The sequence below is a fragment of the Amycolatopsis sp. lyj-23 genome (assembly GCF_046549135.1).
In the GTDB taxonomy this organism is placed as follows: domain Bacteria; phylum Actinomycetota; class Actinomycetes; order Mycobacteriales; family Pseudonocardiaceae; genus Amycolatopsis.
Genome location: NZ_JAJPWN010000013.1, coordinates 246069 through 265620, shown reverse-complemented (window position 1 = coordinate 265620; position 19552 = coordinate 246069). Strand labels below are relative to the sequence as shown.

The following is a 19552-nucleotide window of genomic DNA, read 5'->3' as shown; positions in this document are numbered from 1 at the left end:
CCGGTTCCGACTCTGGGGGCGCGCGCATGACCGAGACCGAACAGAAGGCCCCGCCCGGCTGGCTCGTGCTGCTGCTGGCCGTCTCCTGTGGACTGACCGTCGCCAACCTCTACTACGCCCAGCCGCTGCTCGCCGAGCTCCGGCAGGCGTTCGGGATCGGCGAGGCCGCCGCCGGCGGGGTCGTCACCGCCACCCAGATCGGTTACGCCGCCGGCATGCTGCTGCTCGTGCCGCTCGGGGACCGGCTCGAGAACCGCGGCCTCGTCGCGACCCTGCTCGCGGTCGCGTGCGCCGGCCTGGTCGTCACCGGCGTCGCCCCGGGGTTCGCCGTGCTGCTCATCGCCTCGCTGGCGGTCGGCGCGGCTTCGGTGGTCGTGCAGATCCTCATCCCGTTCGCCGCCGACATCTCCCCCGACGCCATCCGCGGCCGGATCGTCGGGCGGGTCGTCAGCGGGCTGCTCTTCGGGATCCTGCTCTCGCGGGTCGTCGCCAGCCTGCTGGCCGAGGTGACCAGCTGGCGCGTGGTGTTCCTGATTTCGGCGGCGGCGATGGCGGCGCTGGCCCTCGTGCTGCGCTTCATCCTGCCGCCCCGCGCGCCCAAGACCGACGTCCGCTACGGCGAGCTGCTCCGCTCGACGTTCGCCATGGCGCGCAAGCACCCGCCGCTGCGCCACCGCGCGCTGTACCAGTCGGCGATGTTCGGGTCGTTCAGCGCGTTCTGGACGACCATCGCGTTCGTCCTCACCGCGCCGCCGTTCAACTACTCCCAGCTCGGCGTGGGCCTGTTCGCGCTCGCCGGAGCGGCCGGCGCGGCGGTGGCACCACTGGCCGGCCGCTGGTCCGACCACGGCCACGGCCGGCCGCTCACGGCGGGGGCGTTCGTGCTCTGCGCCGCCGCGTTCGCACTCGCCGGGTTCGGCGCGCACAGCGTGATCCTGCTGGCGATCGCGGCGATCGCGGTCGACATGGCGGTCCAGACGACGCTGGTGGTCGGCCAGCACACGATCTACCAGCTCGACCCATCGGCCCGCGCCCGCATCAACAGCGTCTACCTGGGCACGTTCTTCATCGGCGGCGCAATCGGCTCCCAGGCGGGTTCGATCGCCTACCACCTGGGCGGCTGGACGGCGGTCGTGGTGTTCGCCGGCGCGCTCCCGCTGCTGGGCCTGGCCGGGATGACCCGCACCCGCGTCTGACAGCGCGAGTGATCGCGCCCGGCCGCTCCCACCACGCGGCGGCACTCGCAACGCGAGCGACGGCAGGCGTCCTGGGCCCCGCACCGCGCCCAGCGAGCGAGCCGAAGGCTCGCGCGAGCGAGGACCTCGTCCCAGCCCGCTCCACCACGCCGCCGCAGTTCCCAGCGCCCAGGAGCCGGCGCAAGCAAACCCACCCGGCCAAACCCGCCCGCGCGGCCGCGCCACCCGACCCCGCCTACTGAGCCAGCAACCCCAGCACCAGCGCCAGCGGCGGCCACACCTCGCGCCCCCGCCGGGTGCACGCGAACGCGCGCTGCCGCACCTCCGGCCCCGCCAGCGGCAGCACCGTCACCCCCGCCTTCGGGGCCCGGGCCGCCGGCAGCAGACCCACCGCCGGGGCCGGGCCGGTCGTGATCAGGTCCTCTACCAGGTCGAGGCTGTCCGCCCGGTGCGTCAGCACCGGCGTGAACCCCGCCATCGCCGCCAGGCGGCGGACCACGTCCTCGTCCGCGCCGTTGCGGGAGTTGACGATCCAGCCGTGGTCGCGGAACGCCTCGAACACCGCCACCGTCCCCTCGCCGCGCACCCGGCCCGCGTCGCGCGCCGGGACCCCGAGCCCCCACCGCGATGTCCACAGTGGACGTACAGCCACCGTGGAGTCCGTGCCGGCCGGGGCGAGTTCGTAGTCGTAGGTGAGGGCGAGGTCGATGTCGTCGGCCAGCAACGCGGCGAACGCCTCGTCCGGTTCGTACTCGCTGATCCGCAGCTCGACCCGCGGGTGGTGGTCCGCCAGCGCGGCCGCCGCCGGCAGCACCGACCGCCGCACGGCCGTGGCGAACCCCGCGACGCGCACGGTCCCGGCCGGCTCCGCGTGGGGATCGAGGTCCGCGCGGGCGGCCTCCACGGCGGCGAGGATCGTCACGGCGTGCTCGGCCAGGCGCCGCCCCGCCGGGGTGAGCCGGACCCGCCGGCCGTCCGGTTCGAGCAGGGGCACGCCCGTCTCCCGCGCCAGCACCGCGATCTGCTGCGACACCGTGGACGTCGTCGTCCCGAGCACGTCCGCCACGGCCCGCATCGAGCCGTGGCGCGACAGCTCGAGGAGAAACCGGAGCCGGCGGGTGTCCACGTCGGCATCGTCCAGGAATTCCGGACGGTATGTCCATCATCGCCAAGTGGACACGAACGGTTGCCCCCGGCTTTGCTGGACGGCGTGCCATCCACGTCCCGCGCCGGAGCGACCCTCGCGGTCGCCGCCATGCTCTGCGTCCAGCTCGGTCTCGCCGTGTCGGTCGGCCTGTTCGACCGCGTGGGTCCCGAAGGCGCGGCGTGGCTGCGCCTGGCGTGGGCCGGGGTGCTGCTGCTCGTCCTGGTCCGGCCGCGCCCGTCGTCGTTCCGGCGGAGCACCTTTCTGGCCTGCTGCGGCTTGGGCGTGGTCACGGCGGGGATGACCATGCTGTTCATGGAGGCCGTCGCCCGGTTGCCGCTCGGCACGGCGAGTGCGCTGGAGTTCCTCGGCCCACTGACCGTCGCCGTCACGCGCGGCCGCGGCGGCAAGCGGCTGTGGCCGGTCCTCGCCGCGCTCGGCGTGGTGCTGCTGACCCAGCCGTGGCGCGGCGGCGCCGACCTCGCGGGCGTCGGCTTCGCGCTCGCGGCCGCCGTCTGCTGGGCGTGCTACATCCTGCTGACGCAGCGGGTCGGCGACGAGGTGGCGGGCGTGCGCGGGCTCGCGGTGTCGATGCCGGTCGCGGGCATCGTGGCGACGCTCGTCTACGGCCCGGAGGTGATCGGGCACCTGACCTGGCCACTGCTGCTCACCGGCCTCGCGCTCGCGGTGCTGCTGCCGGTGGTGCCGTTCGCGCTCGAAATGCTGGCGCTGCGGCGGCTGACCGCGCCCGCGTTCGGCACGCTGATGAGCCTGGAACCGGCCATCGCCCTGACGATCGGGTTCGCCGTGCTCCACCAGGTCCCGGACGCCGGGGCGGTGGCGGGCGTGGTGTTCGTCGTGGCGGCCGGGATCGGCGCGGAACGCACCGGGACGCGGGAGCCGGCCGGGCAGCCGGTCTAGGCGAAGACCTCCCGCCGCGCGGCCACCCAGTCCGCGTACGTCGTTCCCGGACGGCCCAGCAGTTCCTCGACTACGCCGGTCGGCACCTGCGGGTGCCGCAGGGTTTCCTCGAAGCCTTCGAGCAGCCAGCCGACGGCCGCTTCCGGGACGCCGTAGGCGATCCACTGCGCCCGCTGCTCCGCGGGAGTCAGCTCGCGGAAGCGGATCTTCCGGCCCAGCACCGATCCCAGCGTCTCGACCTGTTCGCGCTGGCTGATCGCCTCCGGTCCACCGAGGACGTACGTGGCGCCGTCGTGGCCGTCCGACACCAGGACGCGGGCGGCCACCGCCGCGATGTCGCCGAGGTCGATGGGTGTCTGCGTCGCGTCGCCGTAGGCCGTCGCCACCTCGCCGGCGCGGACCATCGGCGCCCAGCCGAGCGTGTTGTTCATGAAAACGCCCGGCCGCAGGAAGGTCCGGGCGAACCCGGCCTCCCGGACGGCGGCCTCGACGGCGGCGTACTCGTGGCCGCTGGAACCCTCGTGCTCGTCGCCGACGCTGCTGCCCGACAGCGCGACGACCCGCTCGACCCCGGCGTCGGAGGCCAGTTCGCAGAACCGCCGGACGGTCCGGGCCATCGGCGCCAGGTACACCGCCGAGACCCCCTTCAACGCCACCGGCAGCGTCGACGGCCGCGCCAGCGACCCGACGACGACCTCCGCTTCCGCCGGCAGCTGCGCGCGTTTCGGGTCGACCGTCAGCGCCCGCACGGGCGCCCCCAGCGCCAGCAGTTCGTCGACCATCAGCCGGCCGACGCTGCCGGTCGCGCCCGTCACCAGGATCGTCATGGACACCCTCCTCGTTCTCGTATGTCGTACGAGATCGTACGGCATACGAGAACCCCGGCGCACATGACTTGCGAACTCAACGGGTCGGGCTGCGTACCTGGAGGGTCGGCGTGCGTACCTGGAGGGTCGGGCTGCGTACCTGGAGGGTCGGTCAGGAGGTGATGGTCGGCAGCTCGGGCGCGGCGACGTCGTAGACCTTGCCGTCCTGCGTCAGCAACGCCGCCAGGACCTTCGCCTTGCGGTCGGTCTGCTCCGCGGTGCCCCAGCGGACGATCTTCCCGTTGGCCAGGGTGAACTCCACGCTCGCCGGCGTCTTCGCCGTCGCCGTCGTGACCTGCTTCAGCAGCTGCTCCGGGATCACGCCGAGCACCGCGGTCACCGCGCGGGTCACCGGGTCGTCGGCCGACACCTTCGGGAGCTTGAGCTCCGGCAGGCCCGCCGGCCGGGCCGGGACCGTCTTGAACACCACGCCGCCGCCGTCGACCAGGTGGACGCCGTCGCCGCCCGGGCCGCTGTCGAAGAACGCGATCGCCGTCCGCTCGGTCACCGTGATGTCGACCGTGTTCGGCCAGGAGCGCGACACCTCGACCGTCGCGATGCCCGGCATCGCCGCGACCCGGTCCCGGATCTCGTCGGTGCTCAGCCGCAGCATCGGCTTGCCTGCCGGGACCGCCGCCACCGTCCGGACCTGGTCGGCGGGCACCGTGCGGGCCCCGCTGACCGAGACGTCCTGCACACCGAGCATCGAGCTGAAGAACAGCAGGTAGACCAGGGCCACCACGGTGAGCACGGACAGCAGCGCGACCCACCGGCGGCGGATCTCCACCTGCCGGTTGGGCCGGTTGCGGGCGCTGGGCTTGGGCCGCGCCGCGCGGGTCCGGCGGCGCTCCTCCTCGGAGCGCCGCCCCCGCCGTTGCCGGGCCAGGGCGGCGCGGTCCGGCACGTCCTCCGCGGCTGCTGCGGAGGCGGACGGACGGCGTTCCCGGGTCGGACTCATGACCTCAGCGCTTCTCCAGCTCGGCGAGGATCTCCGGCCCCAGCTGGGTGACGTCGCCGGCGCCCATGGTCACCACGAGGTCGCCGGGCTTGGCCAGGCCGGCCACCAGCGGCGCGGCCCGGTCGAACGCCGGCTCGTGGTGCACCGTCGCCGTCACCCGGTCGGCGATCAGCGCGCCGGTAACACCGGGCTCCGGCTCCTCGCGCGCGCCGTAGACGTCCAGCACGACGACCTCGTCCGCCTGCGAAAGCGCCTCGGCGAACTCCGCCGAGAACGTCTTCGTCCGCGAGTACAGGTGCGGCTGGAACACCACGATCACCCGCCCGGACCCGGCCGCGGTCCGCACCGCGCGCAGCTGCGCGGACACCTCGGTCGGGTGGTGGGCGTAGTCGTCGTAGACCCGGACGTCGCCGGCCCGGCCCTTGAACTCGAACCGCCGTCGCACCCCGCCGAACGCCGCCAGCCCCGCGACCATGCCGTCGACCGGCGCCCCGAGCTCGATCCCGGCCAGCAGGGCGGCGAGCGCGTTCAGCGCCATGTGCTCGCCCGGCACGGCCACCCGGACGTCGACCGGCTCGCCGCGCAGCGAGACCTGCACGATCCCGCCGTCGGGCAGCGGCTGGTAGGACTTGACCCGGGCGTCGTCTACGCCGTCGGCCTCGCGGCCGTACCGCTGCACCCGGACCCCGCGCTTCTCGGCTTCGTCGCCCAGCGCGGCGGCACCCTCGTCGTCGGCGCAGACGATCAGCAGCCCGGCCGGATCGAGGCGGTCGAGGAAGTCGGTGAACACCTTGGTGTAGGCCTCGGCCGTGCCGTGGTGGTCCAGGTGGTCCGGCTCGACGTTCGTCACCACCGCGACCGACGGCGAGTAGGCCAGGAACGAGCCGTCGCTCTCGTCGGCCTCGGCGACGAAGATGCCGCCTTCGCCGTGGTGGGCGTTGGCGCCGGATTCGTTGAGGTCGCCGCCGATGGCGAACGAGGGGTCGAGCCGGCACTGCTGCAGCGCCACCGTCAGCATCGACGTCGTCGACGTCTTGCCGTGCGTGCCCGCGATGCAGGCGACGCGGTGACCCGCCATCAGCCCGGCCAGCGCCTGCGCTCGGTGCAGCACCGGGATCCCGGCTTCGCGCGCCGCGGCGAGTTCGGGGTTGGTCTCCTTGATCGCCGTCGAGACGACCACCGCGGACGGCGGCTGCGAGAGCGCCGAAATGTTCGCGGCGCTCTGGCCGACGAACAGCTCTGCGCCCTGCGCCCGCAGCGACAGCAGCGCGCGCGACTCCTTGGCGTCCGAGCCCGACACGAAAGCGCCGCGGGCCAGCAGGATCCGCGCGATGCCGGACATGCCGGCCCCGCCGATCCCGATCAGGTGCGCCCGGCGCAGTTCTTCCGGCAGCTCAAGCACGGGCGGCCTCCAGGACGATGCGGGCGAGGGTTTCGTCGGCCTCGCGGTGGCCCATGCCGACCGCCGCCGCGCTCATCTTCGCGACCCGGTCGGCGTCGGTGACCAGCGGGACGACCAGCTCGGCGACCTTGGCCGGGGACAGGTCGGCGTCGGCGACCATCAGCGCGGCCCCGGCGTCGACCGCCGGACGGCCGTTGGACGCCTGCTCGCCGTTGCCGATCGGCAGCGGGACGAACACCGCGGGCAGCCCGACCGAGGTCACCTCGGCCACGGTCATCGCACCCGACCGGCAGATCGCGACGTCGGCCGCGGCGTAGGCCAGGTCCATCCGCTCCAGGTACGGCACCGGCACGTACGCCGGCTTCCCGGGGAACTCCTGCACGACCAGCGTGTTCTTCGGCCCGTGGGCGTGCAGGACGCCGACGCCGGCGTCCGCGAGGTCCTTCGCCGCACCGGACACCGCCGCGTTGATCGACTGCGCGCCCTGCGAACCGCCGAACACCAGCAGCGTGGGCGCGTCCGGGTCGAGCCCGAAGTGCGCGCGCGCCTCGGCCCGCAGCGCGGCCCGGTCCAGGGTCGTGATCGACCGCCGCAGCGGGATCCCGACGACCTCGGCCTTCGGCAGCGGCGTCCCCGGGACGGCGACCGCGACGCGCGCGGCGAACCGCGCACCGACCTTGTTCGCCAGACCGGCCGACTTGTTGGCTTCGTGCACGACGATCGGGACGCGCCCGCGCGCGGCCAGGTAGGCCGGCAGGGCGACGTACCCACCGAAGCCGACGACGACGTCCGCGCCGACCCGGTCCAGGACCTCGCGGGTCTTGCGGACCGAGTCGCGGACCTTCAGCGGCAGCCGGACCAGCTCGGGCGTCGGCTTGCGCGGCAGCGGCACCGGCGGGATCAGCTCGAGGGGGTAGCCGCGGGCCGGGACCAGCTTGTTCTCCAGGCCGCGCTCGGTGCCGAGCGCGACGACCTTCGCGTCCGGGCGCAGCCGCATGACGGCGTCGGCCAGGGCGAGGGCGGGTTCGATGTGTCCTGCGGTGCCACCTCCGGCGACCACGACCACGGGTGCTTTGCCCGCGGCGGCTCGCTCGGTTCCCTTGACGGGCTTACTCACCTATGACCTCTCCGGTTCGCGGTACTCCGGGTACCACGGCTCGCTGTTGTCCGCGCGGCCCCGCCGCGAGACGTGCTCGTGCGGGCCGTGCTCGTCCGTGCCGCGCTGCGGCGCACCGGTTCGCGGACCGACCTCCGTCGTTCCTGCGCCGGCGCGGGCCGGGCCGCACGGGGCGCCGGCCGGGCCGCCTTCGCCCCACTCCGCCCCGCCGCCTTGCGCGTGGCGGGCGGGCGGTACGGGTCGGGCGCGGGCAGCCGCAGCAGACGCCCGAATTTACCCGGCCCCTGTGTGCGCAGCGCGGCCACCGCCTCCGGTTCGTGCCGAGCGGCGTTCGCGAGCACGCCCATGATGAGCATGGTGATCACCAGCGAGGTGCCGCCGTAGGAGATCAGCGGCAGCGTGACGCCGGTGACCGGCAGCAGGCCGACGACGTAGCCGATGTTGATGCCGGCCTGGGCCACGAGGAACACCGTCAGCGTGCCGGAGACGATCCGGATCCACGGGTCGATGTTGCGGGTGGCGATCCGCAGGCCGACGACGGCGACCCCGCCGAAGAGGACGAGCACGACGACGCAGCCGATCAGCCCGAGCTCCTCGCCGATCAGGGCGAAGATGAAGTCGTTCTGCACGTTCGGCAGGTAACCCCAGTTGGACGTGCCCTGGCCGAGGCCCTTGCCGAGGAACCCGCCGTCGGCCAGCGCCAGCTTGGCCTGGTTGGCCTGGAAGCCCTCCGCGCTCGTGTCGGCGTCCGGCGAGAGGAACGACATCACGCGGGCGAGCCGGTAGGGCGCGATGAGGGCGAGCACGAGCACCCCGGCCAGGCCGCCCGCGAGGATGACGCCGAACAGCCGTTTCGGCGCGCCGGCGAACCACAGCAGGGCCAGCAGGACGACGGCCAGTGTCACCGTGCCGCCGAGGTCGGGCTGCAGCATGACCAGGGCGAACATCAGCAGCGCGATCGGCACCACCGGCACCAGCAGGTGCCGCCACTGGTGGATCACATTGTACTTGATCACCAGGATGTGGGCGCCCCAGAAGGCCAGCGCGACCTTCGCGGCCTCGACCGGCTGGAAGGTGAACTCGCCGATCTTGAACCAGCCCTGCGAGCCGTTGACCGTCGACCCGAGCGGGGTCAGCACCAGCACCAGCAGGCCGAGGCAGACCACCGTCGCCGTCGCCGACATCCGCCGGATCCGCTCCAGCTTGACCCGCAGGCCCAGCCAGAACACGACCGAGCCGAGGGCGACGAACACGAGGTGCTTGACGAACAGCGAGTACACGCCGCTGCCGGTCTTCGGGTTGTAGGAGGCGACCGACGACGCCGAGAGCACCATGACGATGCCGATGACGGTGAGCACGCCGGTGAGGGCGAGCACCAGGTGGAACGACGCCAGCGGCCGCGAGAGCCACGCGGTCAGCGCGGTCCGGACGGCGACGAAACCGCTCTCCTTGCGCTCGCGGCGCGGGCGCTTCGGCGGCGGTTCGGGCTTGGGTTCAGCTGTCGTCACTCGGCTCCCCCGCTGCGTCGTCGCGGAGGACACGCACGGCCGCGGCGAACGCGTCGCCGCGCTCGCCGTAGCTCGAGAACATGTCCAACGACGCCGCGGCGGGTGCCAGCAGCACCACGTCACCGGGCCGGGCCATCGCGCTGGCCGCACTCACCGCCGCAGTCATGGGTTCATCGTCACCCGGACGGAGGCTGTTCACCGGGACATCCGGCGCGTGTCGCGCAACCGCGGCGGCGATCACGGGTGAATCCACGCCGAGTAGCACAACCCCGCGCAGGCGGCCTGCGATGCTGCTCACCAGCTCGTCGACCGAGGCGCCCTTGAGCTGGCCCCCGGCGATCCACACGATGCTCTCGTGCGCGCGCAGCGACCCGGCGGCCGCGTGCGGGTTGGTCGCCTTCGAGTCGTTGACGTACCGGACCCCGGCCACCTCGGCGACCTCGACGGCCCGGTGCGGCGCCGGCTGGTACTCGCGCAGGCCCTTCAGCACGGCGTCCGGCGAGACGCCGTGGGCGCGGGCCAGCGCGGCCGCGGCGAGGGCGTTGGCGACGTTGTGCGGGCCCGCCGGGCGGACGTCGGCGAGGGTGGCCAGCGCCTCGGCGCTGTTGTCCGGGTCGGCGACGAAGGCGCGGTCGACCAGCAGGTCCTCGACCACGCCCAGTTCCCCGGTGCGCGGGGTGTCGAGCTGGAAGCCGACGCGGCGGGCGCTCTCGGGCGCGTGCTCGGCGGCGATCCGGGTGGACCAGTCGTCGTCGGCGTTGTGCACCGCGACCTTGGCGCGGGTGTAGACCCGGCCCTTCGCGGCCGCGTACTCGGCCATCGAGCCGTGCCAGTCGATGTGGTCCTCGGCCAGGTTCAGCACCACGGCGGCGTCCGGGGCCAGCGTCGAGGACCAGTGCAGCTGGAAGCTCGACAGCTCCACGGCCAGCACGTCGTAGCCCGCCCGCACCGCGTCGAGCGCCGCGTAGCCGATGTTCCCGCAGGCCACGGCGTTGCTGCCGGCCGACTTGAGGATCGACTCCAGCATGCCCGCGGTGGTCGTCTTGCCGTTGGTGCCGGTCACGACCAGCCAGGACGGCGGGTGCTCGCGCAGCTGCCCGACCCGCCAGGCCAGCTCGACGTCGCCGATCACCTCGACGCCGGCTTCGGCCGCGGCCACGAGCAGCGGCGACGTCGGCCGCCAGCCGGGACTGGTGACGACGAGTGCCGTTCCTTCCGGTGGCTCGGTCAGGCCCGGCACCAGCTCGGCGCCCAGGCCTTCGAGCTCGGCGAGGCGCTCGGCGTTGCCGTCGGTGACGGTGACGCGCGCACCGAGCTCGACCAGCACCGGCACCACCGACTTACCGGTGACGCCGGCTCCGGCGACGAGAACGTGACGACCGGCAACATCCATGTCAGCCGCCAAGACCCAGCTGTTCGCTGTAGAACAGGCCGAGCCCGAACATGCAGCAGATCGCCGAGAGCAGCCAGAACCGGATGATCACCGTGGTTTCGGCCCACCCGGCGAGCTCGAAGTGGTGGTGGAACGGCGCCATCCGGAAGAGCCTGCGCCGGGTCGTCCGGAACACCGCGATCTGCGCGACCACCGAGATCATCTCGACCATGAACAGGCCGCCGATGACGATGGCCAGCAGCTCGGTGCGGGTGGTCATGGACAGGCCGGCGACCAGGCCGCCGAGGGCCAGCGAGCCGGTGTCGCCCATGAAGATCTTCGCCGGGGCCGCGTTCCACCACAGGAACCCGACGCACGCCCCGGTCGCCGCGGCGGCGACCACGGCCAGGTCCAGCGGGTCGCGGACGTCGTAGCAGGCGGCGGCCGGCGCGTTGGCGCAGGACAGCCGCTCCTGCCAGAACGAAATCACGACGTAGGTGGCCAGCACCATCGCCGCCGCGCCACCGGCCAGGCCGTCGAGGCCGTCGGTGAAGTTCACCGCGTTCGACCAGCCGGAGATCACGACGTAGCAGAAGATCACGAAGATCACCGACGGGAAGGTGATCAGTGCGAGGTCACGGACGTAGGAAAGGCTCTCCGACGCCGGCGTGATGCCGTGCTGGTTCGGGAAGTTGAGCGCCAGGACCGCGAACGCGATGGTGACCACGAGCTGGCCGACCAGCTTCGCGGTCTTGTTCAGCCCCAGGTTGCGCTGCTTGCGGATCTTGATGAAGTCGTCGAGGAACCCGACGACGCCCAGGCCCACCGCGAGCATCAGCACGAGCAGCCCGGAGGCCGTCGGCGCGCCGCTGCGGGCGTTGAACATCCAGTTGATCAGGTGCGCGGCGAAGTACCCGACGACCATCGCGATGATGATCGCGACCCCGCCCATGGTCGGGGTACCGCGCTTGGACTTGTGTCCCTGGGGGCCTTCCTCGCGGATCTCCTGGCCGAAGCCCTGCCGGGAGAAGACCCGGATCAGGTAGGGCGTGAGCAGGATGGAGATCAGCAGGCCCGCCGCGGCCGCGATCAGGATGCTGATCACGCGTCACCACCGTTCGAGCGATTCTCGGAGTTGTCGGTTTCCCGGGGTTCGAGCAGGGCTTCGGCGACCCGCCAGAGCCCGGCGGCCTTGGAGGCCTTCACCAGCACCACGTCCCCGGGGCGGAGCTGATCATGCAGCAGGGCGATCGCGGCCTCGACGTCGGGTACCAGAGTGGATTCCTCGCCCCAGGAGCCCTCCTGGAACGCCCCCTGGTGCATGGCCGCCGCCTCGGGCCCGATCACGACGAGCTTGGCGATGTTCAGCCGGACGACGAGCCTGCCGATCTCGTCGTGGGCGTTGACCGAGTCCGCGCCGAGCTCGCCCATCACGCCGAGCACGGCCCAGGAGCGGCGGCCGGTCTCCCGCGTCATCGCGGCGAGGGCCTTCAGGCCGGCCCGCATCGACTCGGGATTGGCGTTGAAGGAGTCGTTGAGGATCGTGACGCCGTCCGGCCGCGTGACGACCTCCATGCGGCGCGCGGACCGCCGTTCGAGACCGGAGAGCCGGGCGGCGATGTCCGCGGCGCTCACGCCGAGCTCCAGCGCGACCGCCGCGGCGGACAGCGCGTTGCCGACGTGGTGCTCGCCGTGCAGCGGCAGCTTGACGTCGGCCTCGCCGGCCGGGGTGATCAGCCGGAAGGAGGCGCGGGCCTCGTCGTCGAGGGTGATGTGCTCCGCGCGGACCTGCGCGGACGGGCTTTCGCCGACGAACACGACCCGGGCCTTCGTGCGGCTCGCCATGGCCGCGACCAGCGGGTCGTCGAGGTTGAGCACCGCGACGCCGTCCGCGGGCAGGGCTTCGACGAGCTCGCCCTTGGTCTTCGCGATGCCTTCGCGCGAGCCGAACTCGCCGACGTGGGCGCTGCCGACGTTGAGCACGACGCCGATCTTCGGCGGCGCGATCTCGGCGAGGTGGGCGATGTGGCCCGGGCCCCGCGCGGAGAGCTCCAGCACCAGGTGCCGGGTGGCCGCGTCGGCCCGCAGCGCCGTCCAGGGGTGGCCGAGCTCGTTGTTGAACGACCCGGGCGGCGCGATCGTCGGGCCGAGCGGCTCGAGCAGCTGCGCGATGACGTCCTTGGTGGAGGTCTTGCCGGAGGACCCGGTGACGCCGACGACGGTCAGCTCGCCCTCGGCGAGGCGCTGCACGACGTACCGGGCGAGCTTGGCCAGCGCGGCCAGCACGGCGGCGCCGGAGCCGTCCTTGTCGCCGGTCAACGCGACCGACCGCTCGTGGGCCTCGCCCGCGGGCAGCGGCGGCACGACGATCGCGGGCGCGTCGACCTCCCGGGCGGCCAGCACGGCCACCGCCCCGGCCTCGACGGCCTGCGCGGCGAAGTCGTGGCCGTCGACCTTCTCGCCGGGCAGCGCGACGAACAGGCCGCCGGGCGTGAGCTTCCGGGTGTCGAACTCCACGGTGCCGGTCACCTGCGCGCCCGGCTCGGCTTGGTGCAGCCGGCCGCCGACGACGTCGGCGATCTCGGCCAGGCTGAGCACGATCACACACTCACCTCGAGTTTGTTGCGGATGGCCGCGGCCAGCTCGTCGCGGTCGGAGAACGGGTGCACGACGCCGCCGGCCTCCTGGCCGGACTCGTGCCCCTTGCCGGCGAGGAAGACGATGTCGCCCGGACCGGCGAGCGAGACGGCGTGCGCGATGGCCTCGCGGCGGTCGCCGATCTCGACGACCTGGCCGCCCTCGGCGGGGCCGACCGCGCGGGCGCCGGCCAGCATGGCGGCGCGGATGGCGGCCGGGTCCTCGGAGCGCGGGTTGTCGTCGGTGACGATCAGGACGTCGCTGCGGCGGGCCGCGGCCTCGCCCATCATCGGGCGCTTGGCGGTGTCCCGGTCGCCGCCGCAGCCGAGCACGGTGATGATCCGGCCCTCGGTGCGGGCCCGCAGCGCGTCCAGGCCCTGGGCGACCGCGGCCGGCTTGTGGGCGTAGTCGACGACGGCGGTGAACTCCTGGCCGACGTGGACGCGCTCCATCCGGCCCGGCACCTGCACCTGCGCCAGCCCGGTGACGATGTACTCCAGCGACACGCCCGCGGTGCTCAGGATGGCGGCGGCGAGCACGGCGTTGGCGACGTTGAACTCGCCGGGCAGCGGGAGCCGGGCGGCGGCGCGGGCGCCGTCCGGGCCGCGCAGGGTGAACGTCTGCTCGCCCTGCGGGGTGGCCTCGATGTCGGTGGCCTGCCACGCGGCGTCGGTGCCCGGGTCCGTGGTCACGGTGATCGTCTGCGGCGTGAGCAGGGCCTGGCCCCACGCGCTGTCGACCACGACGACCTCGTGCGTCGACCGGCCGTCGAACAGCAGCGCCTTCGCCTCGAAGTACTCCTGCATGTCCTTGTGGAAGTCCAGGTGGTCCTGGGAGAGGTTGGTGAACGCGCCGACCGCGAACCGGGTGCCGTTGACCCGGCCCAGCGCGAGCGCGTGGCTGGAGACCTCCATCGGCACGTGCGTGACGCCGCGTTCGAGCATCACCGCGAGCAGCGCCTGCAGGTCCGGCGCCTCCGGCGTGGTGAACCCGCTGACCAGGCGCTCGCCGGCGATCCGGGTCTCCACCGTGCCGATCAGGCCGGTGGTCAGGCCCGCGGCCTGCAGGCCGGCGTCGACCAGGTAGGACGTCGTGGTCTTGCCGGAGGTGCCGGTGACGCCGAGGACGGCCAGCTCGAGGGACGGCTCGCCGTAGATCCAGGCGGCGATCTCGCCCAAGGCGGCGCGCGGGTCGGCGTGGACCAGGATCGGCACGCCGGCGTCCCGCAGGGCGGGCCGCTCGGCGCCGGCGGCGTCGGTGAGCACCGCGATGGCCCCGGCGGCGACCGCCTGGTCGCTGAAGTCGGCGCCGTGGGCGCGGGCGCCCGGGAGGGCGGCGAAGAGGTCACCGGGCAGCACGTGCTGCGCGCGCAGCGTGGTGCCGGTGACGGTGAGCTCGGCCGCGTCGGGCGAGCCGGCGATGAGGCGCGCGTCCGCCCTGGCGAGCAGCGTCGCCAGCGGGACCGGGTCGATGCGCGCCGGGCGGGGCGGCGCGGGCACCGCTTTCACCGGGCTTTCCGGCACCTGGGAACTGGACGAGGACACGGACACGGCCAAGAGGCTACCGGCGGCCGGTTCGGGCACCCGCACGCGGTACGGCGATTGCGGGCGGCTGAGGCACATGTGCTAGACCCCCGCTCGCTCCCCGTTGCCCCGCAACACTTTTCCCGCCGCCGACCGATGTGGACGCTCGACCGTCAAGGCCCCCTCGGGTGAGGGGGCCTTGACGGACAGTGCCTGCCCTACGGGGCGATGATGAGCGGGACCTCCGGCGACGGCCCGTCCGACAACGGAATCTGGTACCGCTGCGTCAGGTACGACGCGATGGTGTGGAACAGCGGTGCCGCGGAGTGCCCCACCGGCAGCGTCGTGTCGGGTGCGTCCAGCCGGATGCCCACGACGAACCGCGGGTGGTCGGCGGGCAGGATGCCGGCGAAGGTGATGTTGTACAGGTGGTCGCTGTAGGCGTGCGTCCGCGGGTCGACCTGCTGGCCGGTGCCGGTTTTCCCGGAGATCTGGTAGCCCTCGACCGCGGCCGTCGGCGCGGTGCCCTTCTGCAGGCCCTTGCCGTTCTGGGCGACCGCGCGCATCATGTCGCGCACCGTCTTGGCGGTCTGCGGCCCGACCACCCGGACCGTCTTCGGGGCCGGCTCGGGCACGGTCGTGCCGTCCGGGTTCACCTTGGCCTTGACGATCCGGGGTTCGACGCGCAGGCCGTCGTTGGCGATCGTCTGGTACATCCCGGCCATCTGCAGGATGGTCATCGACAGGCCCTGCCCGATCGGCAGGTTGCCGAAGGTGGTCGCCGACCACTGGCTGCGGGCGGGCACCGAACCCGCACTCTCGCCGGGGAGGCCGACGCCGGTGCGCTGGCCCAGGCCGAAGGACTTCAGCAGGTTCGAGTAGCGTTCCTCGCCGATCTTCTGCGCCAGCAGCAGCGTGCCGATGTTGGACGACTTGGCGAAGATGCCGGTGGTGGTGAACGTCTGGGTCCCGTGCGTCCAGGCGTCGTGCACCGTCTTGTCGGCCACCTGCAGGGCGCCGGGCACCTCGACCGTCGACTCCGGCGTCGCGATGCCGTAGTCGATCGCCCCGGTGGCGGTGACGAGCTTGTTGACCGACCCGGGTTCGAACGGCGTGGTGACCGCGGGGTTGGCCAGGTCGTCGGTGGTCCAGGTGCTCTGGTCGTTGGGGTCGAACGTCGTGTTGTTGGCCAGGGCGTAGACCTCGCCGGTCTTGGCGTCGAGGACGACCGCCTGCCCACCCTTGGCGTGCGACTGCTCGACGTAGTCCGCCAGCTGCCGCTGCACCTCGTACTGCAGGTCGGAGTCGATGGTCAGCTCGAGGTCCGAGCCGGGGACGGCGGCCTGCAGGTCGCGCTCGGTGCCCGGGATGACGACGTTGTCGCTGCCGTTCTTCGTGTTGACCAGCATCCGGCCCGGCGTCCCGGCCAGGTCGTTGTCGCGCAGCAGCTCGAGCCCGACGAGGCCGTGCAGGTTGTGCTTGGAGACGTCCTGGTCTTCGGAGCGCCAGTTCGCGGCGCCGACGATGTTCGCCGCCAGGCTGCCGCCCGGGTACTCCCGCAGCGCGCGCTTCTCGACACCGATCCACGCGAAGTGCTTCACGATGTCGGCGGCGATGGACGGCTCGACGTTGTTCACCAAGTAGGTGAAGGACGCCTGCTTGTGGAACAGGTCGAGCAGCTGCTGCTCGCTGATCACGTTCGGCAGCTTGCCCGCGATGTACTTCGCGGCCGCGGCGGTCTCGCTGTCGAAGGTCTTCGCCGTGCCGGGGTTCTTCGCGGCGAAGTCGTCCATGCTCTTGTGCAGGGCCTTGAGGTTCACCGAAAGGGTGCGCACCTCGACGCTGAAGGCGAGCTTCGCGCCGTTGCGGTCCACAATGGACCCGCGCTGGGCGGGGATGTCGATGGTCTGGGCGCGCTGCCGCTCCGCCGCGGCCGAGAGCGCCGCGGCGTCGAACCACTGCACCTGCACCAGTTTCACGCCGGCGACCAGCAGCACGGCGACCAGCAGCAGGCGCACGGCGGAGAACCGGCTGCGGTGCCCGCCGTTGCCGCGGCGGGCGGCCGCGCTGCGGGTGCCGGCGGCGTACGTCCGCCGGGCGCTGCCGGCGGCCCGCGCGCGGGCCTGGCTGCGGCCGGAAGCCATCACTGGCCGGCTCCCGGCTGGGCCGGCGGCGGGGCGGGCTGCTCTTCGGCGGGCACAGCGGGCTGGTCGCCCTCGATCGGCGCGCCCTGCTGCGACTGCGTGCCCGCGGCCGGCGCGGCGGGCGGTGCGGCCGGCACGACCGGGGCGTCCGCCTTGGCCTTCTTGGGCTCGCCGACGAGCGAGGTCTTCCCGTCCGGGCCGACGACGATCCGCGCCGGGTCACCACCGGGCACCATGCCCAGCTGCTGGGCCGCGGGGGCCAGCGAAGCGGGCGACTCGGCCTTGGCGACGTCGCGCTGCAGCTGCTCCTTCTGCTCGGCCAGGTTCGCGTTGGTGGTGCGCAGCTGCTCGAGCCGGTAGGAGTCGGCGATCGCCTGCGTGGTCAGCCACAGCGTGGTCGCCACCCCGGCGGCCAGCAGCGCCATCATCATCAGCACGAAGGACGCGCGCGACTTCGGCAGCAACGACTTCAGCTTGAACTTCGGCGGTTCCGCCTGCTCGGCGGGCCGGGGCTTCGGCTCCGGGCGCGCCTCGCGCTCCTTCAGCAGGTCGGCGCGCTGGGCGCGGCGCGCGTAGGCGCGCTCGGCCGCGGACGTGCGGCCGCGCGACCCGCGCCGGGGCGCGCCCGGCTGCGGGTCCGGCTCGACGCCGGTCGTCGAGGTGCGGGCGGCCTCGGTGCGGCCCCGCGTCGCCGGCGCGGCCCGGCGGCGGGACTTCGCGGGAGCGGTCATCGCGGCTCTCCGATCCTCTCTGCGGCCCGCAGCCGCACCGAAGCGGCGCGCGGGTTCCGTTCGATCTCCTCTTCGCCGGCCTTCTCGGCGCCGCGCGTGAGGAGCTTCAGCTCCGGTCCGTGCCCCGGCAGCTCCACCGGGAGCCCTTCCGGGGTGCGGGACTTCGCGAGCTCGGCCAGCGCTTGCTTGACCAGCCGGTCCTCCAGGGACTGGTACGACTCGACGACGATCCGCCCACCCACCTTCAGCGCGCCGAGCGCGGCGGGCATGGCGCGGCGCAGCACCTCCAGTTCGCCGTTGACCTCGATCCGCAGCGCCTGGAACGTGCGCTTGGCCGGGTGCCCGCCGGTCCGCCGGGTGGCGGCCGGGACGGCGTCGTAGAGCAGCTCGACCAGGCGCCCGCTGTTCGTGAACGGCTCCTTCTCCCGCGCGGCCACGACCGCCTTGACGATCCGCTGCGCGAACCGTTCTTCGCCGTAGTCGCGCAGGATCCGGATCAGCTCGCCGGGCGCGTAGGTGTTGAGGACGTCGGCGGCGGTGAACCCGGTGGTGGGGTCCATCCGCATGTCGAGCGGGGAGTCCTTGGCGTAGGCGAACCCGCGTTCGGCGCGGTCCAGCTGCATCGACGAGACGCCGAGGTCGAACAGGATGCCGTCGGCCTTGGCGATGCCCAGCCCGGCGAGGGCTTCCGGCAGCCCGTCGTAGACGGTGTGGACGAAGTCGACGCGGTCGCCGTGGCGGGCCAGGCGTTCGGCGGACTTCTCGAGCGCGGCGGGGTCGCGGTCCAGCGCGACGAGGCGCAGCCGCGGGAACGCCTCCAGCAGGGCGTCGGAATGCCCGCCGAGGCCGACCGTCGCGTCCACCAGGACGCCGTCGCGGTCGGCGAACACGGGGGTGAACAGCTCGACGATGCGCGCGAGCAGCACCGGGACGTGCTCGGGTGCCGTCATGTTCCCTCCCCCTCTCTCGCCTGGGCGGCCCGGGGGAAATATGGCGGATGCCGTCAGGTCCCTGTCCGCCCGCTGCGGACCTGGTACCGGGGAAGGTGCACCAGGGCTGTTGAGCGGACAGAGGCCTCACGGCATCCGGGTGGGCTTCCCCTCCACGCGCGGGCGGCGAACCCCTCGTCCCCCGACGACGAAGGTGCACCGCGACCGCACGCCTAGAAGACGCCCGGCAGTACTTCCTCTCGAGCCTTCGCGTAGCTGTCTTCGTGCTCCTCCAGGTACGCCTGCCACGCTTGGGCGTCCCAGATCTCCAGCCTGGTGATCGCCCCGATCACCACGCACTCCTTGCTGAGCCCCGCGTAGCGGCGGAGCTCGGGCGCGATGGTGATGCGCCCCTGGCCGTCAGGACGTTGCTCGTCCGTGCCGGCGAACAGGTAGCGCTGGTAGGCCCGAACCGCCTCGTTCGTGAACGGGGCCTCGGCGACCTTGCGCGCCATCTGCTCGAACTCGGCGCGGGGGAAGACGAAGAGGCAGTGGTCCTGCCCCTTGGTGACCATCAGCCCACCCGCCAAGGCGTCACGGAACTTCGCGGGCAGCGCGAGCCGCCCTTTGTCGTCCAGCTTCGGGGTGTGGGTGCCGAGGAACACGACCTCCACCTCCCTACCGCCCACGGTGGCGAACCACCCCGGACGGCCACGGGGCTTCCCTTCCGCCCCACTGGCCACCACCGTACCCCACTTTTCACCACAGTCAACGCGAGAAACCGGCGGCTCACTCCGTCGAGTGTTCTATTTGCGCAGGTCAGCAGCGTGGGGCCGGGTGGGGGGTGTAGTGGGGGACGGTGGCCAAGATCCCCCGCGCCGGGGGCCGGAGCAACCTCAGCTGTTCCTGATGCGTCCGCATAACGGCCGCGAAAGAACCCTCCCACCCTCCCCGTGGGCCAAAGTGGGGAGCCAGGCGGCCCCAGAGTGGCCCAAAGTGGGGAGCCCAGGTGGGCCCCAGTGGGGGCCGCCCGCCTCCCGCACCCCGTGCTCACCCCCGCAACTCACGTGCCCCAACCCGTAACCCGCGTGATCAGGCACGGAA

The 19552-nt window shown here is 73.1% G+C and carries 16 protein-coding genes; 2 read left to right on the top strand and 14 right to left on the bottom strand.

Features of this window, described 5'->3' with window-relative positions:
* The first annotated feature begins 26 nt into the window (after positions 1 to 26).
* Complete coding sequence (locus ACLJPY_RS31615; protein WP_410593958.1) at positions 27 to 1196, top strand: MFS transporter; 1170 nt, start codon at positions 27 to 29, stop codon at positions 1194 to 1196.
* 235 nt (positions 1197 to 1431) lie between these two features.
* Here ACLJPY_RS31615 and ACLJPY_RS31610 read toward each other — a convergent pair whose 3' ends face one another.
* Positions 1432 to 2322, bottom strand: coding sequence for a LysR family transcriptional regulator (locus tag ACLJPY_RS31610; RefSeq protein ID WP_410593956.1), 891 nt, complete (start codon positions 2320 to 2322; stop codon positions 1432 to 1434).
* Positions 2323 to 2406: 84 nt separating this feature from the next.
* Here ACLJPY_RS31610 and ACLJPY_RS31605 point away from each other — a divergent pair, with 84 nt between their 5' ends.
* On the top strand, positions 2407 to 3261 hold the full coding sequence (locus ACLJPY_RS31605) for an EamA family transporter (RefSeq protein ID WP_410593954.1): 855 nt from the start codon (positions 2407 to 2409) through the stop codon (positions 3259 to 3261).
* On the opposite strand, the gene ACLJPY_RS31600 is transcribed toward ACLJPY_RS31605, so the two are convergent.
* From ACLJPY_RS31600 to mraZ, 13 genes are all read right to left on the bottom strand, one after another.
* The gene (locus ACLJPY_RS31600) at positions 3258 to 4088 is read right to left on the bottom strand and encodes an NAD(P)H-binding protein (RefSeq protein WP_410593952.1); all 831 of its coding nucleotides are present in this window, start codon (positions 4086 to 4088) and stop codon (positions 3258 to 3260) included. The genes ACLJPY_RS31605 and ACLJPY_RS31600 overlap by 4 nt on opposite strands.
* A 151-nt stretch (positions 4089 to 4239) precedes the next feature.
* Positions 4240 to 5085: a cell division protein FtsQ/DivIB gene (locus tag ACLJPY_RS31595; RefSeq protein WP_410593950.1), complete on the bottom strand. Its 846-nt coding sequence runs from the start codon at positions 5083 to 5085 to the stop codon at positions 4240 to 4242.
* A 4-nt stretch (positions 5086 to 5089) separates the two neighbouring features.
* A complete protein-coding gene (gene murC, locus ACLJPY_RS31590; RefSeq protein WP_410593948.1) occupies positions 5090 to 6487 on the bottom strand; it encodes a UDP-N-acetylmuramate--L-alanine ligase in 1398 nt (465 codons plus the stop codon).
* Entirely contained in the window at positions 6480 to 7604 is a 1125-nt protein-coding gene (murG, locus tag ACLJPY_RS31585) for an undecaprenyldiphospho-muramoylpentapeptide beta-N-acetylglucosaminyltransferase (RefSeq protein ID WP_410593946.1), read from the bottom strand. The genes murC and murG overlap by 8 nt, the downstream gene beginning before the upstream one ends.
* Complete coding sequence (ftsW, locus tag ACLJPY_RS31580; RefSeq protein ID WP_410593944.1) at positions 7601 to 9112, bottom strand: putative lipid II flippase FtsW; 1512 nt, start codon at positions 9110 to 9112, stop codon at positions 7601 to 7603. The genes murG and ftsW overlap by 4 nt, the downstream gene beginning before the upstream one ends.
* Positions 9099 to 10505, bottom strand: coding sequence for a UDP-N-acetylmuramoyl-L-alanine--D-glutamate ligase (gene murD, locus ACLJPY_RS31575; RefSeq protein ID WP_410593942.1), 1407 nt, complete (start codon positions 10503 to 10505; stop codon positions 9099 to 9101). Before murD ends, ftsW begins: the two co-directional genes overlap by 14 nt.
* Before the next feature lies 1 nt (position 10506).
* The gene (mraY, locus tag ACLJPY_RS31570; protein WP_410593940.1) at positions 10507 to 11589 is read right to left on the bottom strand and encodes a phospho-N-acetylmuramoyl-pentapeptide-transferase; all 1083 of its coding nucleotides are present in this window, start codon (positions 11587 to 11589) and stop codon (positions 10507 to 10509) included.
* The gene (locus tag ACLJPY_RS31565; protein WP_410593938.1) at positions 11586 to 13088 is read right to left on the bottom strand and encodes a UDP-N-acetylmuramoyl-tripeptide--D-alanyl-D-alanine ligase; all 1503 of its coding nucleotides are present in this window, start codon (positions 13086 to 13088) and stop codon (positions 11586 to 11588) included. Before ACLJPY_RS31565 ends, mraY begins: the two co-directional genes overlap by 4 nt.
* Entirely contained in the window at positions 13085 to 14629 is a 1545-nt protein-coding gene (locus ACLJPY_RS31560) for a UDP-N-acetylmuramoyl-L-alanyl-D-glutamate--2,6-diaminopimelate ligase (protein WP_410594074.1), read from the bottom strand. Before ACLJPY_RS31560 ends, ACLJPY_RS31565 begins: the two co-directional genes overlap by 4 nt.
* Before the next feature lie 233 nt (positions 14630 to 14862).
* On the bottom strand, positions 14863 to 16788 hold the full coding sequence (locus tag ACLJPY_RS31555; RefSeq protein WP_410593936.1) for a peptidoglycan D,D-transpeptidase FtsI family protein: 1926 nt from the start codon (positions 16786 to 16788) through the stop codon (positions 14863 to 14865).
* Complete coding sequence (locus ACLJPY_RS31550; RefSeq protein ID WP_410593934.1) at positions 16788 to 17519, bottom strand: hypothetical protein; 732 nt, start codon at positions 17517 to 17519, stop codon at positions 16788 to 16790. Before ACLJPY_RS31550 ends, ACLJPY_RS31555 begins: the two co-directional genes overlap by 1 nt.
* Complete coding sequence (gene rsmH, locus ACLJPY_RS31545; protein WP_410593933.1) at positions 17516 to 18469, bottom strand: 16S rRNA (cytosine(1402)-N(4))-methyltransferase RsmH; 954 nt, start codon at positions 18467 to 18469, stop codon at positions 17516 to 17518. The genes ACLJPY_RS31550 and rsmH overlap by 4 nt, the downstream gene beginning before the upstream one ends.
* Positions 18470 to 18681: 212 nt before the next feature.
* Positions 18682 to 19113: a division/cell wall cluster transcriptional repressor MraZ gene (gene mraZ, locus ACLJPY_RS31540; protein ID WP_004561064.1), complete on the bottom strand. Its 432-nt coding sequence runs from the start codon at positions 19111 to 19113 to the stop codon at positions 18682 to 18684.
* Positions 19114 to 19552: the final 439 nt, after the last annotated feature.

Coding starts and splice junctions, on each gene's coding strand:
- ACLJPY_RS31555 (WP_410593936.1), bottom strand. CDS start 16,788: ATGGCTTCCGGCCGCAGCCAGGCCCGCGCGCGGGCCGCCGGCAGCGCC.
- ACLJPY_RS31595 (WP_410593950.1), bottom strand. CDS start 5,085: ATGAGTCCGACCCGGGAACGCCGTCCGTCCGCCTCCGCAGCAGCCGCG.
- murD (WP_410593942.1), bottom strand. CDS start 10,505: ATGGATGTTGCCGGTCGTCACGTTCTCGTCGCCGGAGCCGGCGTCACC.
- ACLJPY_RS31615 (WP_410593958.1), top strand. CDS start 27: ATGACCGAGACCGAACAGAAGGCCCCGCCCGGCTGGCTCGTGCTGCTG.
- ACLJPY_RS31550 (WP_410593934.1), bottom strand. CDS start 17,519: ATGACCGCTCCCGCGAAGTCCCGCCGCCGGGCCGCGCCGGCGACGCGG.
- ACLJPY_RS31600 (WP_410593952.1), bottom strand. CDS start 4,088: ATGACGATCCTGGTGACGGGCGCGACCGGCAGCGTCGGCCGGCTGATG.
- rsmH (WP_410593933.1), bottom strand. CDS start 18,469: ATGACGGCACCCGAGCACGTCCCGGTGCTGCTCGCGCGCATCGTCGAG.